The sequence below is a fragment of the Flavobacterium acetivorans genome, from assembly GCF_020911885.1.
Classification (GTDB): domain Bacteria; phylum Bacteroidota; class Bacteroidia; order Flavobacteriales; family Flavobacteriaceae; genus Flavobacterium; species Flavobacterium acetivorans.
The window spans coordinates 1,978,186-1,993,411 of the sequence record NZ_CP087132.1; the positions used below are offsets into that span (position 1 = coordinate 1,978,186).

Annotated in this window: 12 protein-coding genes; 4 read left to right on the forward strand and 8 right to left on the reverse strand. The window is 36.4% G+C overall.

Annotated features, from left to right (window positions below):
- Positions 1 to 3: 3 nt before the first annotated feature.
- Positions 4 to 648 (reverse strand): orotate phosphoribosyltransferase, encoded by a 645-nt coding sequence (gene pyrE / locus LNP19_RS08730; protein WP_230061546.1) that lies wholly within the window; start codon positions 646 to 648, stop codon positions 4 to 6.
- Between the two features lie 7 nt (positions 649 to 655).
- On the opposite strand from pyrE, the gene LNP19_RS08735 reads away from it, so the two are divergent.
- The gene (locus tag LNP19_RS08735) at positions 656 to 1,258 is read left to right on the forward strand and encodes an NUDIX hydrolase (protein WP_230061547.1); all 603 of its coding nucleotides are present in this window, start codon (positions 656 to 658) and stop codon (positions 1,256 to 1,258) included.
- An 11-nt stretch (positions 1,259 to 1,269) separates the two neighbouring features.
- Here the strand turns inward: LNP19_RS08735 and LNP19_RS08740 are convergent, their stop codons facing one another.
- On the reverse strand, positions 1,270 to 3,000 hold the full coding sequence (locus LNP19_RS08740) for a M14 family metallopeptidase (protein ID WP_230061548.1): 1,731 nt from the start codon (positions 2,998 to 3,000) through the stop codon (positions 1,270 to 1,272).
- A gap of 147 nt (positions 3,001 to 3,147) precedes the next feature.
- Here LNP19_RS08740 and LNP19_RS08745 point away from each other — a divergent pair, with 147 nt between their 5' ends.
- A complete protein-coding gene (locus LNP19_RS08745; RefSeq protein ID WP_230061549.1) occupies positions 3,148 to 4,494 on the forward strand; it encodes a DEAD/DEAH box helicase in 1,347 nt (448 codons plus the stop codon).
- A 157-nt stretch (positions 4,495 to 4,651) separates the two neighbouring features.
- Here the strand turns inward: LNP19_RS08745 and LNP19_RS08750 are convergent, their stop codons facing one another.
- From LNP19_RS08750 to LNP19_RS08760, 3 genes are all read right to left on the reverse strand, one after another.
- Positions 4,652 to 5,230, reverse strand: coding sequence for a PhnA domain-containing protein (locus LNP19_RS08750; protein WP_230061550.1), 579 nt, complete (start codon positions 5,228 to 5,230; stop codon positions 4,652 to 4,654).
- Between the two features lie 147 nt (positions 5,231 to 5,377).
- Complete coding sequence (coaD, locus tag LNP19_RS08755) at positions 5,378 to 5,833, reverse strand: pantetheine-phosphate adenylyltransferase (RefSeq protein ID WP_230061551.1); 456 nt, start codon at positions 5,831 to 5,833, stop codon at positions 5,378 to 5,380.
- A gap of 11 nt (positions 5,834 to 5,844) precedes the next feature.
- Positions 5,845 to 6,816 carry a D-alanine--D-alanine ligase gene (locus tag LNP19_RS08760; protein WP_230061552.1) on the reverse strand — a complete coding sequence of 324 codons (972 nt, stop codon included), beginning with the start codon at positions 6,814 to 6,816 and terminating at the stop codon, positions 5,845 to 5,847.
- A gap of 283 nt (positions 6,817 to 7,099) precedes the next feature.
- Between LNP19_RS08760 and LNP19_RS08765 the strand changes: the two genes are divergently transcribed.
- A complete protein-coding gene (locus LNP19_RS08765; protein ID WP_230061553.1) occupies positions 7,100 to 7,717 on the forward strand; it encodes a PASTA domain-containing protein in 618 nt (205 codons plus the stop codon).
- Complete coding sequence (locus LNP19_RS08770; RefSeq protein WP_230061554.1) at positions 7,707 to 8,750, forward strand: RluA family pseudouridine synthase; 1,044 nt, start codon at positions 7,707 to 7,709, stop codon at positions 8,748 to 8,750. The genes LNP19_RS08765 and LNP19_RS08770 overlap by 11 nt, the downstream gene beginning before the upstream one ends.
- A gap of 147 nt (positions 8,751 to 8,897) precedes the next feature.
- Here LNP19_RS08770 and LNP19_RS08775 read toward each other — a convergent pair whose 3' ends face one another.
- The 3 genes from LNP19_RS08775 to mgrA all read right to left on the reverse strand — a co-directional run bounded on the left by LNP19_RS08775 (position 8,898) and on the right by mgrA (position 15,025).
- Positions 8,898 to 9,485, reverse strand: coding sequence for a hypothetical protein (locus LNP19_RS08775; protein ID WP_230061555.1), 588 nt, complete (start codon positions 9,483 to 9,485; stop codon positions 8,898 to 8,900).
- Between the two features lie 224 nt (positions 9,486 to 9,709).
- The gene (locus tag LNP19_RS08780) at positions 9,710 to 13,573 is read right to left on the reverse strand and encodes a TIM-barrel domain-containing protein (RefSeq protein ID WP_230061556.1); all 3,864 of its coding nucleotides are present in this window, start codon (positions 13,571 to 13,573) and stop codon (positions 9,710 to 9,712) included.
- Between the two features lie 498 nt (positions 13,574 to 14,071).
- Entirely contained in the window at positions 14,072 to 15,025 is a 954-nt protein-coding gene (mgrA, locus tag LNP19_RS08785) for an L-glyceraldehyde 3-phosphate reductase (RefSeq protein ID WP_305070141.1), read from the reverse strand.
- Between the last annotated feature and the right edge of the window lie 201 nt (positions 15,026 to 15,226).

The following is a 15,226-nucleotide window of genomic DNA, read 5'->3' on the forward strand; positions in this document are numbered from 1 at the left end:
TTTCTAAATTACGTCCCAAGTAGAAGGAGTAACGCTCCATTCTCTTAATGTTTGTTCTTCTTTTTCAGTAATATAACTTTTGGCAACAGCTAAATTTAGTAAATTTTGATAATTGCTCAAAGTGTATAAATCCAGTTTAGCGTTCTTAAAGTTTTGTTCGGCAACATCAAATCCATAAGTAAATATGGCGGCCATCCCTTTTATGTTGGCTCCGGCGGCACGCAAAGCCTCAACGGCCATCAGGCTGCTGTTTCCGGTACTAATTAAATCTTCAACAACAACAACATTCTGTCCTTTTTGAAGAAAGCCTTCTACTTGGTTTTGTCGACCGTGTTTTTTGGCTTCTGGGCGAACATATACAAAAGGAAGCCCCATGCTCTCGGCAACCAGCATACCAATTCCTATTGCTCCGGTTGCTACACCAGCAATAACATCTGGCTTGCCAAATTGTTTTTCAATGTTTTTAGAAAATTCATCACGCACATAATTTCTTATGGCTGGAAATGAAAGGATTAACCTATTGTCACAATAAATAGGTGATTTCCATCCGGAAGCCCATGTAAAAGGATTTCCTGGATTCAATTTAATTGCATTTATTTGTAAAAGCAATTCGGCTGTTTTTTCGGCTGTATCTTTATTAAAAATCATAGTACAAATGTATAAAGTTTTTGTGAACGACAAACCACTTTTTTTGACAAATAAAATATCAAAAGAAACCGATTTTCAATTGTTTTTATTAGAAAGCGTTGATATAGTTCAGCTTATAATTAAAATTTTTCAAAATAAAATTCAAAAAGCCTATCTCTATCATCCCGATGAAAAAGAAATTTTAAAGACTTTAAAGACAAAAATTCCCGTATGCAAGGCAGGAGGTGGCTATGTTTATAATAAAAAGGGAGAGGTTTTATTCATTTTTAGAAACGGAAAATGGGATTTACCCAAAGGCGGAATAGAAAAAGGGGAAGACATCGAAGATACCGCGATGCGTGAGGTAGAAGAGGAAACAGGAGTCAATGGATTAAGAGTTACCAAAAAATTACAAAAAACATATCATGTTTTTAAGCGCAATGGTAAATACAAATTAAAAATTACCCATTGGTTCGAAATGCAATCTAATTTTGAAGGTATACCGCAAGGTCAATTAGAAGAAGGAATCGAAAAAGTAGCTTGGTTGAAACCAGAAGAAATTCCCAGTGCATTGAAAAATTCTTATGAAAATATCAAATTATTGTTTGAAGAAGAAAAACTCCCGAAATAGGAGTTTTCTTTTTAGTTTAAAATGCGGTAAACCGGATATTGTAAATGTGCTTTTTCATAATAGACAGAATGTTTGTAAATCCAGTCCAGTTGTGCTTCGGGATTTTTGGCAAAAGTAGCATCGGATGTTTTTTTCTGTTCTAATTCTGTTTTGAGTTTCGGGTTGTCTTTTAAAATTTGGGCGGCCGTGTCCTCAAAAATATAATCGGAGTAGCCTTCTTTTTGTTGGAGCATGGTGTCAAAAAAATTCCAATTAAAGAAAGAGTCAATTCCTTCCGGTTCTAATGTTTCCAATAAAAATTTCACGCCTTTTTGTTTGGTTGAAAAAACATAATCCCCTTTGGCGAAAGCCAGTTTTTTCTTTTCAGAGGCAATTTGAGTTTCTCGATGCAAATAATGTCCTTCATAAGCGGAATTCGCCGTTTTGAAATCCACAATTCGATAGCTCTCTACTTCAATAAGACTGTCTTTTTCTAGCTGAGTATAAGCGATGTTATTGTTTTTTAGTATGTCGATAACATTCCAAAATGCCTTTGGAATAATATAAGCTTCGGGAATTTGAATTTCTTTTAGCGATTTGAATTCCTTTAAATAAGGAATGTCTTTTTTGTAGGGTTTGTTTCTGTCGTAATAGAGTCTGTTTCCTGTGGTGGCCTCACTTTTTTTATGTCGGGCTTCAAAACCTAAGAACGAAAATGAACTCACTTTGGTCGTGTCAATTCCCCATTTGATAGTATAGGATTTTTTTGGAGCATATTGTTCTTCGTTTTTCAAACGCATTTGTTTGATTTTTTGATAATTGCGATCCATAAAATCAAGTGTTGTGCTCATGTATTCGTAGGTTACTTTTACGCGATCGGCATATTTTTTTAGCATGTGAGTTTCCACGACAAAACCTATCGTATTGAATAGGGAAGTGTAGCCCGTAGAATAGCGCGGACTGTCAAAAAACTGTGCAAAACCATTATCAGGAGTTTCGCTAAAAGCATTTACGTATGGAGTGGTTTCTATGTTTTTTTGTTGTAAATTAAGAACCAGCGATGGCATCATTTCGGTACTCATATAATCGCCTAAAACGGTGCCTAATTTATTTTGTTGGGTCATGATATAGGTCAATTTGTATTGGTAATCGGCGCCATTGCTTACATGATTGTCAATAAAAACATCAGGATTCAACTGGTGAAATATTTCTGTGAAGCTTCTCATATTTCGGGTGTCCGATTTGATGAAATCCCGGTTCAAATCATAATTTCGTCCGTTGCCTCTAAATCTATAGATTTCCGGTCCGTCCTGATTGGCTCTTGAAGTTGAATTTCTGTTTAAGGCGCCTCCAATATTATATACCGGAATAGTTACTAAAACGGTGTTTTTAGGAGTTTTAATTTTGCCTAGAGCCAAGTCGCGAAACAATTGCATGGTGGCGTCGATTCCGTCCGGCTCTCCGGCATGTATGCCATTATTGATTAGAAGGATGGCTTTATTTTTTTGAATTTCTTCAAAATTAAAATTCTTTTCGGGGTTGAAAGTGATAATGTGTAAGGGTTCTCCGCTGTCATTTGTTCCTTTTTTCTCCATTTTTATCGAAGGAAAATCTTTGGCCAGCAAAGAATAATAAGCAATGGTTTCCTGATAAGTTGCGGTTTGGTTTCCATTTCCTTTTTCGAAAAAAGTGGCGTATTTGTTGTTTTTTTGAGCAATAATAGTCATTGAAAACAGCAGGAAACTAAAAGTAAGGAATCTCATATTCAATTTTTTGTAGTGTAAGTCAAATGTAATATTTTTTTAATTGAATTTTCAGACGAAAATTGTACGAATGTATTTTAAGAACTGAAATTAGGCCTGAATTCTAAAAACTGAACAGTGACGACTTTTTTTGAGTACTTTTGCAAAATGAATAAGAAACACCATTCCAATAATATACTTTTGAATTTAGGCATCGAAAGCCTAAACGAAATGCAAGAAGTGGCCCAAGATGCTATTTTAAATGATAATAATGTTTTATTGCTTTCCCCAACGGGTTCAGGTAAAACTTTGGCTTTTTTACTGCCTGTTTTAGAAATGTTACAACCGGAAATCCAGTCGGTTCAATGTTTAATTTTGGTTCCTTCAAGGGAATTGGGATTGCAGATTGAACAGGTTTGGAAAAAAATGGGGACAGATTACAAAGTAAACGTCTGCTATGGCGGTCATTCGATCGATACCGAAATCAAGAATTTGAGCAATCCACCAGCCGTTTTAATAGGAACTCCGGGAAGAATTGCAGACCATATTGATAGAGGAACTTTTCGTTTGGACAAAATTCAAACCTTAATTTTAGATGAATTTGACAAATCTTTGCAATTGGGTTTTCATGAGCAAATGTCTTTTATCATTGGAAAATTAACCAAGTTGAACAAACGTGTTTTGGTTTCGGCGACTTCCGATATTGAAATTCCAAAATATACAAGAGTGGTGAATCCAACTGTTTTGGATTTTATTCCGGAACAGCAAGAAGAAACGAATCTTTCGACGAAAATGGTCGTTTCGAAAGAAAAAGACAAGATGGGAAGCCTGTTTAATTTGATATGCTCTCTGAAATCAGAATCGGCTATTGTTTTTTGCAATCATCGTGATGCCGCCGAACGTATCAGCGACATTTTGAACGAAAAAGGAATTTATGCGACCTATTATCATGGCGGCATGGATCAGGAAGAGCGCGAACGCGCTTTGATCCAATTTCGTAACGGAAGCATGAGCTATTTGATTACCACCGATTTAGCAGCCCGTGGATTGGATATTCCTGAAATGAACCACGTTATCCATTATCATTTGCCATTAAAGGAAGATGAATTTACTCATAGAAACGGACGTACGGCTCGTATGACGGCTTCGGGAACGGCTTATATCATTGCTCACGAGAGCGAGAAAAAGTTAGATTATATTGATTATGGGATGGAGGTTTTCAATGTGGAAAACGCCATTTCATTGCCAAAACCACCACAATTTCAAACAATTTACATCAGTGGTGGAAAGAAAAATAAATTGAATAAAATTGATATCGTAGGTTTCTTTTCCCAAAAAGGGAAACTGGAAAAAGGCGATTTGGGATTAATTGAAGTGAAAGATTTTATTTCCTTTGCCGCCGTAAAATTCAATAAAGTGAAAGACTTGCTTCACAATGTAAGGGACGAAAAAATGAAAGGCAAAAAGTTTAAAATAGAAGTTGCTCGAAAAGTGATTAAAAAGGAAGAGGAGTAATTTTTTAGTGTTCGGTAATCAGTATTCAGTTTTGGGTTGTGATTAAATGAATGCTATCGAAAATCAGCATAAAAAAACGTTAGCAGTATATTTTTTGCTAACGTTTTTTTGTAAAAATGATTCACTGACCACTTAACACTGATCACTGCAAACTAAATTATAATTTCTTAACGTATTGTGTAATAATTACAATAGTTTGTCCGTCAACTTTTCCTTCTATATATTCGGCATTTTCATGGTCTAAACGGATGTTACGCACTGCAGTTCCCTGTTTGGCCACCATGCTCGATCCTTTTACTTTCAGGTCTTTGATTAAAACAACTGAATCTCCATGTTCTAGGATTACGCCGTTACTGTCTCTGTGAATGATTTTATTTTCGTCGTCTTCGCCTTCACCAGTTGCCTGAGCCCATGCCAAGGTGTCTTCGTCAAAATACATTTGATCAATTAATTCTTGAGGCCAACCTGCAGCACGCAAACGGCTTAACATTCTCCAAGAAACTACTTGCACTGCCGTATGTTCGCTCCACATACTGTCATTTAAACATCTCCAATGGTTTAGATCTTCGTGACCCGGATTTTCAATTTGGTCTATACAGGTACTACAAGCCATTATTGCTTCGTCAATTCCGCCTTTTTGTGTAGGTAAAACTTGATACACTTTTAGGTTCTCGGTAGCGCCACATAATTCACATTTTGCTCCACTGCGCTTGTTTAATTCTCTATCGATACTCATTATTGAAATTTATTTTTTTTGCGAAAATACGCTTATTCGGCACTCATTGCAAATTTATGGTTCTTATTTAGGTTTTAAAAAAGCTTAGTTCTTTTTTGCTGTCTTATTCTTTCTGCCTTCTGAATACTGTACACTCTTAACTGAACACTATTTAATTCTCACCGCTTTAGGAACTAGCATTTCATATTCTCCGCCATTTCGGATTACGTCTCTTACAATACTCGAACTGATGTATGAGGTTCTTGCTGCGGTTAACAAGAATACGGTTTCTATTTTAGATAAATGCCTGTTGGTGTGTGCGATGGCTTTTTCGAATTCAAAGTCGGCGGGATTACGCAAACCACGCAAAATGAAATCGGCTTTCATTTTGTGACATAAGTCGATCGTCAAACCTTCATAAGTAATTACGCTCACTTTAGGTTCGTTCTTGAAAGTTTCTTCGATGAATCTTTTTCGCTCTTCGAGAGGAAACATGTACTTTTTTTCGGCATTGACACCAATGGCAATTACAATTTCATCAAATAGAGAAACGCCTCTTTTGATGATGTCTTCATGACCTAAGGTAATGGGATCAAAAGATCCGGGAAATATGGCTTTTCTCATTTGGTGTTTATTTATGCCAAGGCAAGTTCAATAGCATTAGTGAATAAATCTTCCAATGTAATGCCTGCTGCGGCAGCTTGTTGCGGAATCAAACTTTCGGAGGTTAATCCCGGAATGGTGTTCATCTCCAGCATGTATGGTTCGTCATTTACGATGATGAATTCAGTTCTGGAGAAGCCTTTCATTTTTAGTAACTCATAAGCACGTTTGGCGATAGCGCCTACTTTTTGGGTCATTTCGTCAGAAATTCTCGCAGGCGTTATTTCCTGTGATTTTCCTTGGTATTTGGCTTCATAATCAAAAAAATCATTGTCCGAAACGATTTCGGTGATGGGTAAGACAGTAATTTTTCCTTTGTAATTAATGACTCCCACGGTCACTTCGGTACCGTCTAGGAAACTTTCTATGATGATTTCGTTGTCTTCTTTGTAAGCGACTTCGATGGCAATAGGCAATTCGGATGCAGTTTTTACTTTTGAAATTCCAAAGCTGGAACCCGCCTTATTGGGTTTTACAAAGCAAGGCAATCCTACTTTTTTAATGATTTCGTCAGCATTGATTTCATCGCCTTTGTTTAAATAATAAGAAGTAGCGCTTTTGATGCCATAAGGTTTTAAAACCGAAAGAAAGTCTCTTTTATTGAAAGTCAGTGCCGATTGGTAATAATCGCAGGAGGTTTGTGGGATTTCCAATAATTGGAAATAGGCTTGCATGAGTCCGTCTTCGCCCGGAGTTCCGTGAATGGCGTTGAAAACACAGTCGAAACTAATTTTGTTGCCGTTTACCATTACCGAAAAATCATTTTTGTCAATGGGAAACTCAGCATCCGCATCGTCTACATAAACCCATTTTTCTTTGAAAATATGAATGCGAAAGCCGTTGTATTTTGTTTTGTCCAAATATTGATATACTACGTTTCCGCTAATAAGAGATATTTTATATTCGCTGGAATAGCCGCCCATGATAATGGCAATGTTTTTCATTCTTTTTTGTTTAAGGTTTCAGGTTTAAAGTTTTTAGGTTTAAACTCCAATTGATGGACTGTAATTATTAAAAAAAGGTTGTTTTGAAAAGAACTGCTTTTTTAGCCCCGATAGCAGCGACATCCTTTTCTTGTGCTCGTTTTTTTGACGAGGACAAGAAAAGATATAGCGGATAGCTGGAAATAGCTCCCAATCAAAAAAAGCGATTTTTTTGCTTAAACAAAATTATCATTTTTTTTGAAACGAATTAGCTATATCTTTGTCCGATTATAAAAATAAATTTATGAGTTTACGTAATTATCTTACTAGCCGTGTGTTTCTGTTGCAAGTATTTCTTGCCGTTTTGATTATTGCCGTATTGGGATACCTTTTTATGCATTGGTTAACTTTTACGACGGATCATGGGAATGAGATTTCAGTCCCTAATTTGAGTAAGCTGACTGAGGAACAAGTAGAAGAAAAATTAGATGCTTTAGATCTTTCTTATGTGCTGTTAGATAGTGTGGATTATAGAAATGATTATCCTAAATATTCTGTTGTACAGCAGGATCCTTTGCCGGGAGCGAAAGTGAAAGTAGGAAGAAAAGTCTATATAAAAATTAACAGTTCCGGATTTTCATCGGTGAAAGTGCCTGATTTAATTGAGAAAACCTACCGTGAAGCTGGCCCAACACTTAGAGCTTTGGGACTGGAAGAAGGCACGATTACTTATATTCCTAATCTGGGAAAAGATATGGTTCTGGAAATGCGTTTCAAAGGAAGAAACATAAAACCTGGAGATAAAGTTTTGAAATCTTCTAAGATCGATTTGGTTTTAGGCGACGGAAAAGCGAGTTATGAAGAGGAATTACCAACGGATAGCATTGCAAATCCAACACAAGAATTACCAAATGAACAATAATGTAGAGTCGATTGACTTAGAAGAAGAAGAATTATACGAACATTTTAAATTTGAGGTTCCTAAAGGGCAAGCGCCTTTGCGAATTGACAAATATTTGATGGGCTTGATTCAAAATGCAACCCGAAATAAAATTCAAAATGCCGCTACCGAAGGAAATATTTTTGTAAACGACGCCATTGTAAAGTCGAATTACAAAGTAAAAGCTTTTGACGTAGTACGTGTGATGCTCACGCATCCGCCTTATGAAAATCATATTATACCGGAGGATATTCCGTTGGATATTGTTTATGAAGACGATGCTTTGTTGTTGATCAATAAACAGCCCGGAATGGTGGTACATCCCGGCCACGGGAATTACACAGGGACTTTAGTTCATGCTTTGGCACATCATTTTGATAATTTGCCAATGAACAGCAGCGAGCGTCCCGGATTGGTTCATAGAATTGACAAAGACACTTCGGGTTTATTGGTGATTGCCAAAACCGAAGCAGCAATGACGCATCTTGCCAAACAATTTGAAGCCAAAACTTCCGAAAGGGAATATATCGCTTTGGTTTGGGGTAATGTAGCCGAAGAGCAAGGAACCATCGAAGGCAACTTGGCACGTCACCTGAAAGACCGCATGCAAATGGCTGTTTTTGCCGATCCCGAAATAGGAAAACCGGCCGTGACCCATTATAAAGTTTTGGAGCGTTTTGGTTATGTAACTTTGATTTCCTGCCAACTGGAAACGGGTAGAACCCACCAAATTCGTGCGCACATGAAACACATAGGACATCCGTTGTTTAACGACGAGCGTTATGGTGGTCATTTGATTCTGAAAGGAACTACTTTTACCAAATACAAACAGTTTATAGACAATTGTTTTAAAGCTTTGCCAAGACAAGCTTTGCACGCCAAAACATTAGGATTTGTGCATCCTACGACTGGCGAAATGATGCGTTTTGACACGGAACTGCCTCAGGATTTCAAAGATTGTATTGAGAAATGGAGAGGATATTCTAAATCGCATTCGACGGAAGAAGAGGAGTAATTGTGTCTTAAAGGAAGAGGCGTTTGTAACCAACTCTTTTGAAATAAATAAAAAATCCCTCTTGATGGAAATCAAGAGGGATTTTTTATTAAATGAAAGAATGCAAAAAACAAATTAACCCAAACATCAGAAGACTTGGTTGTTTTTTTATAAAGTATAACCAATTCTTAGATGTAAATGTGGGGTGTATTGGTTTCTTTTTCCGGCTCCATCTACGTTCTGGTAATTACCATTGTTATAGTTGTCTTTAAGATATACTACGCGGTAACCTAATCCAATTGCAGTTTCATAAGTAAAGTGATTACCTATTTGGCGTTTTATACCCCAAGTAGGAATAATAGCTAAATCAGCAGTTTTAGTTATGTTGTCATTTAAATTTACTACAAACCAATCTGGATGGTAACTAGTTTTAATCGAAATATAATTTCCACTATTTTTAGTTGTTATAAGGCCTTTCGTATTTCTTTTTTCTAAATTGTAATAATATCTTGGTTCTAATGTTAGTACCGGTTGTAAGATTAATCCAGCTCCATCATAATGATCACCTACTGTAAAATCATGTTCAATTCCTATTTCGCTTCTTAAAGCAATACTATTGGATAATTTACTTTCATTATTAAGCCAGATTCCGGCAAATCCAGTTTGAATTCCAAATATTGATTTTTCAACGGAATTATTTTGTGCGTTTACACCTAGTGAAAGTAATAAAATTGCAAAAGCTATTGTTTTTCTCATTTATAAATTGGTTTTGGATATTGTTAAAATTGAAATCCATAAGGTTCAGGCCTTACTTGAATTTTGAGGCTAAATTAATAATATTCCATATTATGACTACTAAATATTAAAAATATTCTCACAAAATATTTTGTAAGAATTTAATAAAATAAAAAGCCCTTTCCCGCAAATACGGAAAAGGGCTTTGTGATTTAATACAATGCTTTAAAAAGCAAGAGTTATTGCTATAGTTTTAGCGTATTTAAGTTTTTATCTACCAGTATCATTTGCAATGGCTTCAAGTTAAAGTTCAGTTTTTGTTTGGCTTTTAGTTTGATGATAAACAAATCTGAACTGCCTTCCAGAGTTTCCTTGTTTCCGGTATTTACAAAAGTAGGATACAATACTTTTTCACCGTTAGAGTGCAGTCTGTCATTGGTTAAGTTCTCCATTTTCTTAGTGTTGAAAGATTGGATTCCAACAAATTCATAGTCTGCCGTGTTGTAAGGAAGTGCAAAACTCAAGGCGTTTACTGATTTCAGGTTTTTACCGGAAACTTTCACTTCGATGATTTCGTCTTTATTGTAACTTTGTTTCGCTGTTGTCAAGGCAAGTTTTCCGGTAAGTTGCGCTATTTTAGCATCATTTACTCCGCCTTCCAAACGAGTAGCTACTACCGAAACATCATAAGCATCAATCAAGTTGTTTTTGTTTATATCTCCATTGCTTACATAACCTTCAAAATCGGCATCGCCTTTTCTTAATCCCATGTAATTGATGTAAGATGTAAAATCATTGTAGTCAACCAAACGGTCGTTGTTGATATCGCCCGGACGGTAACTTTCTGTTCCAGGAACTTTGAAAACATACAATTCACGGCCAGTGCCAAAATTACCAATAGCTTCACTAACAGCAATTTTTATAAAACGAGCAGTTGGTTGGTTGCTGAATTTAAAGCTTTTTACCTCTGCGTTATTTTTCCAATCAAATGCAGCTGCCTCAGTCCAATCCTGTTTGTCATGGCTGTAAAATACTTTTCCTTTGAGTAAATTACCGTTAGCGCCGCTTGTTCTTGGCAAATAGTCGAAACGATCCAATTGGTTGATGCTGTTTAGGTCGATAATCATTTCAAAAGGAACCGCTTTGGCATCCCATTTGGTATGCCACATATTAGCCTCATCATAATCAAATAATTGTTCAATTCCTGCGCCTTCCTGATCTGCCACATTCAATTGAGCCGTTATTCCTGTAACAGCAAATTCCAAAGGATTGTTTTTAGTTTTAGCGTTGAATGTAGTCCAAGTCGAATTTCCGCTTTTGTTTACCGCACGAACTTTAAAAGTATAGTCAGTTTCGGCGTTTAAGCCATCAAATAGCAATTCAGTTCCTTTGATGGTTGTATAGAGCATTCCATTGAATTCCACTTCGTAGAAATCGGCATTAGTTACTTTCTCCCAAGTAGGGTTTAAGGTATAAGCTTCGGTATTTGCCTCAGAAACCTGTGCGTTTTGTGGAGCGCTTAAAGTTCCATTAGTTATTTTATAAGTATCAGCTGGTGCAAAACGGAATCCTTTGATTTCAAGACTTAGGCTGTTTTCAGTAATATTGGTCGCAGCCAATTTTACTAAAATCTGAGGGTTTTTTGTAATTTTTACGTTTTCAAATTCGCTTCCTTTTGTCGAAAACTGATTCAAATTTGGTGCAGCGTCGTAAAAATACACATTCTCCTTATTTTGAAAATCAGCTAACGAAGCAGCTTTAGTTAATTTGATTTTGCTGTTGCCCATTTTAGCCGTTATTTTTTTAGGCTCTTGGGTCACATTAATTTTAAATTCGGTTACTTTTTCTTTTACAAAACCATCAAAATCGCCTGTTGTAGGCTGAATAGTCACTACAGCATTATCTTTTTTTACTTCAGATTCGATTAAAGTAAAAGCGCCTTTTCCGGCTTTATAGGCTTCCGAAATTCCGTCATCATCATATTCTGTGAACGAAGATTTTCCTTCAGGATAGATTTCGTAAATGCGTAAATTTTTATTGATTTCAGCCACATTGTTATTTGGATTTGTCATCGGAATAATGGCGCCGCTTTTTACAAAAACAGGCAATTTCCAAATAGGGCTATCAAATTCATTGATGATGCGGTTTCCTTCGTATTTCTCGCCGCTAAAATAGTCCACCCAAGTTCCTTCCGGTAAATAGATACCGTTGCGGATATCGTTTCCTTTATCATCGGATTTTGTTGCCTGATATATTGGCGCTATTAAGAAATTTGGGCCATACAAAAATTGGTATTGGGTTGATTTGCCTTGGGTATAGGCATTTTTCGATTCCAAAAACATTGCTCTGATCATTGGTAAACCGGTTAGGGCTTCTTTAGCAATACTATAAGTGTATGGCATAAGCTCCGATTTTAATTTCAGATAATGTCTATTAATAGAAGTTACAGGCTCGCCCAGTACATGTGGGTATTTTGGGTTAGAACCCCATCCGTCCATATTCAATTGCATTGGAGTGAAGGTTTTCCATTGGAAATCTCGGGTGTTTACAATTGGGTTTTTACCGCCAAAAATTCCATCAACATCCGAAGAAATATTAGGTTGACCTGATAATCCTGAACCTAAATAGGTTGGTATGTGAAAACGAATGTATTCCCAAACACCACCTGTTTGATCTCCTGACCAAATAGTTGCGTAACGTTGTGTTCCGGCCCAACCGTCTAGCGAAATGATAAAAGGTCTTGCATTATTACCGTATTTAGGCATAATAATTCCTGCATCGGCTACGCCATTAAGTCCAAAAGAATAGCCTTCTCCAACCCAAGCCACATCGGTTTTCAATACACGAACGCCGGCATCTTTTACCTCCTTTATGATATCTCTTTGCAATAACGCACTGATTCCTTCTTTTGGGTGAAGATCAGATTGGGTCCAAAGACCAATTTCTACTCCGTTTTTTCGGGCATAATCGCCTAAGCTTTTTAAATTTTGAATATTACCGTCTAAAGTTTCTGTTTGACCGTATCCGGCACCGTATCCGTCATTTGGCAAAATCCATCCCAAAGGCATATCGTGATTTTTATAGCGATCAATAACGCCACGTGCCGAAAATTGATAGTTGTTTTTTTCGCCGTTCAAAGATTCTTTGATGCCGGAATCATCTTTTTGACTTTCAACATAAGTTTTACCATCTTCAAATAAAATTCCTTTTGGGGATTCTTTCCAATAATCTCTATTGTAAGCATTCAAATGGCCTTCGTAAAATCCAAATTTTGGTAACAATACCGGATTTCCTGTCAATTGGTAAAAATCATTCAATAATCCTGTTATTGGTTCATTGACCATAAAAAAGACATCCAAATAATCGGTGTCATGCGAAAGCTGTACGCTGCCTTTTGCTTTAGCGCCAAAATCATACTTTCCTTTTTTGAAGGTGTACCACATCATTCCATATCCATTGGAAGACCAATAATAAGGGGTTGGCGAAGCCACGCCGCCATCGGTCCAGCTGTTTTGGTTTTCAATGGAAATCACTTTTCCTTTATGAGAAAAGCGGCCGTTTTGAACGCCACCGCCGTAGAAATATTCGTTTGGGTTCTCCTTTAAAGTTAAAATAACTTGTTTTTCTTCAAAAACAGGAAGAGCTGTTTCTTCTACTATTACAGCATTTGTTTTCGAATTTATGATTTTGAATAAAGAAGTGTTTTTGTCGAAAACAATATTGATTGTAGCCGTAGCAATAGACAATTCACTTTGTTGCTCATTAATGTTTAAAGTAGAAACAGGTTTTCTCGTATTGTCAACTAAAATTTGAGCTTCTGGTTTTGCCTCGGGGGCACGCATTCCTTTACCGGAATTATCTTGAAACAATCTGAAAATATTTTCGCCATAAAAATCGAAAAGCATCTTTTGGTTGTTAGAAAAAGAAACGGCAATCGTAGTGGGATTGATTTTCTTTGCTCCAATAATTTTTAAATTGGATTGCGATATTGTTTTAACTGTGGGATTGTTGTTGGGTTGTTGCGCTTGAAGATTGTTTATTGAAACGCTCGAAGCAACAGCAAATAAAACGCCGGCGATCGGTTTTATTTTCCTGAAATTATTTTTCATAATTAGTTTAATTTATTCAAGTCTTTAGTCCTGGTTAAAAATATTTTAGTTTATATATGTGATTCTAAGCGGATCAATCTCCCTTTTTTAGTTAAAATACACCGCTTTTTTATATTATATTAATTTTATATTCTAAGTGATTGTAGCAATCGATGACAATTTCTATTTAAGCCATTAATATGAATTTCAGCGCTTCTGAATTTGTTGAAAATCAAATGAAATTGACTTTGGAATCATCGGTTTTATGTTAATTTTTTTTGATTTTAAGTGAAATATAAACTACGAAACTAGAGCTATAATTTTAATAAAACAAGTAAATTCAAAAACAATGTGTTCGAACACATTGTTTTTGAAAAATAATTATTGAACAATGCTCTTTTTTGAGACACTATGATTGTTAGCATTTAAAATTGAGAAGTGAACAATTTTTAATGATGCGTTTTGATAATTTAAGTTTTTTGGAGATTGTCTATTCTGTTTGCAGCTAATATTGTTATTTTATTGCAAGATTTTTTCAATTCGGCGTAGTTCGTCTTCGCTAAAAGCGATATTGTTTAAGCACATAAGAGAATCCGCCAATTGTTCCGGTTTACTGGCTCCCACCAGAACCGAACTCACGCGAGGATCTTTCAAAAGCCAAGCCAGCGCCATTTGTGCTAAAGACTGATTGCGTTGTATTGCTATTTGGTTCAATTCCCTGATTTGCTGTAGACGACTGTCGGTTACATCCGTTTGTTGTAAAAAACCGTGGGCTTTGGCTGCTCTGGAATCGGCAGGAATTCCGTCCAGATATTTATTGGTTAATAGTCCTTGCGCCAACGGAGAAAAAGGGATGCAGCCCACTTTTTCTTTTTCGAGTACATCCAGCAGCTCTTCTTCGACCCAGCGCACAAACATCGAGTATTTGGGTTGATGAATCAGGCAAGGAGTTCCCAATTGCTTAAGAATATCAATGGCTTTTTCGGCTTCGGCGGCAGGATAATTAGATAAACCAACATAAAGTGCTTTTCCTTGTTTTACGATAAGATCCAGTGCTCCCATGGTTTCTTCCAAAGGCGTATTTGGGTCGGGACGGTGGTGGTAAAAAATATCTACATAATCCAGATCCATCCTTCTAAGACTTTGATCTAGACTGGCAACCAAGTATTTTTTGCTGCCCCAATCGCCATAAGGACCATCCCACATGGTATAACCTGCTTTTGTGCTAATAATCATTTCATCCCGATAGTCTTTAAAATCTTCTTGGAGTATTTTTCCAAAAACTTTTTCGGCACTACCCGGAGGTGGTCCGTAATTATTGGCAAGGTCAAAATGGGTGATTCCGCTGTCAAAAGCCGTTTGAAGAATCGCGCGACTGTTCTCAAATTCATCCAGTTGGCCAAAATTATGCCATAGACCTAAGGATATTGCGGGAAGCTGGATGCCACTATTGCCGCAACGGCGGTATTGCATTTGTTTGTAACGATTTGTATTTGAGGTATATTTCATAAGACTTTAATTTAAGTGTTGCATTTTTTGAATGACGAAAAATCAAAATTAAGTATTTCGAACGAAGTTGATGCGTTTTTAACTTTTTCCAACAATGATTTTTAATTTGTTAATTATTAGTTAAAACATTGGCAAATAACTGGATTTGAGACACTAAAAATTATT

Coding starts and splice junctions, on each gene's coding strand:
- pyrE (WP_230061546.1), bottom strand. CDS start 648: ATGATTTTTAATAAAGATACAGCCGAAAAAACAGCCGAATTGCTTTTA.
- LNP19_RS08735 (WP_230061547.1), top strand. CDS start 656: ATGTATAAAGTTTTTGTGAACGACAAACCACTTTTTTTGACAAATAAA.
- LNP19_RS08740 (WP_230061548.1), bottom strand. CDS start 3,000: ATGAGATTCCTTACTTTTAGTTTCCTGCTGTTTTCAATGACTATTATT.
- LNP19_RS08745 (WP_230061549.1), top strand. CDS start 3,148: ATGAATAAGAAACACCATTCCAATAATATACTTTTGAATTTAGGCATC.
- LNP19_RS08750 (WP_230061550.1), bottom strand. CDS start 5,230: ATGAGTATCGATAGAGAATTAAACAAGCGCAGTGGAGCAAAATGTGAA.
- coaD (WP_230061551.1), bottom strand. CDS start 5,833: ATGAGAAAAGCCATATTTCCCGGATCTTTTGATCCCATTACCTTAGGT.
- LNP19_RS08760 (WP_230061552.1), bottom strand. CDS start 6,816: ATGAAAAACATTGCCATTATCATGGGCGGCTATTCCAGCGAATATAAA.
- LNP19_RS08765 (WP_230061553.1), top strand. CDS start 7,100: ATGAGTTTACGTAATTATCTTACTAGCCGTGTGTTTCTGTTGCAAGTA.
- LNP19_RS08770 (WP_230061554.1), top strand. CDS start 7,707: ATGAACAATAATGTAGAGTCGATTGACTTAGAAGAAGAAGAATTATAC.
- LNP19_RS08775 (WP_230061555.1), bottom strand. CDS start 9,485: ATGAGAAAAACAATAGCTTTTGCAATTTTATTACTTTCACTAGGTGTA.
- LNP19_RS08780 (WP_230061556.1), bottom strand. CDS start 13,573: ATGAAAAATAATTTCAGGAAAATAAAACCGATCGCCGGCGTTTTATTT.
- mgrA (WP_305070141.1), bottom strand. CDS start 15,025: ATGCAATACCGCCGTTGCGGCAATAGTGGCATCCAGCTTCCCGCAATA.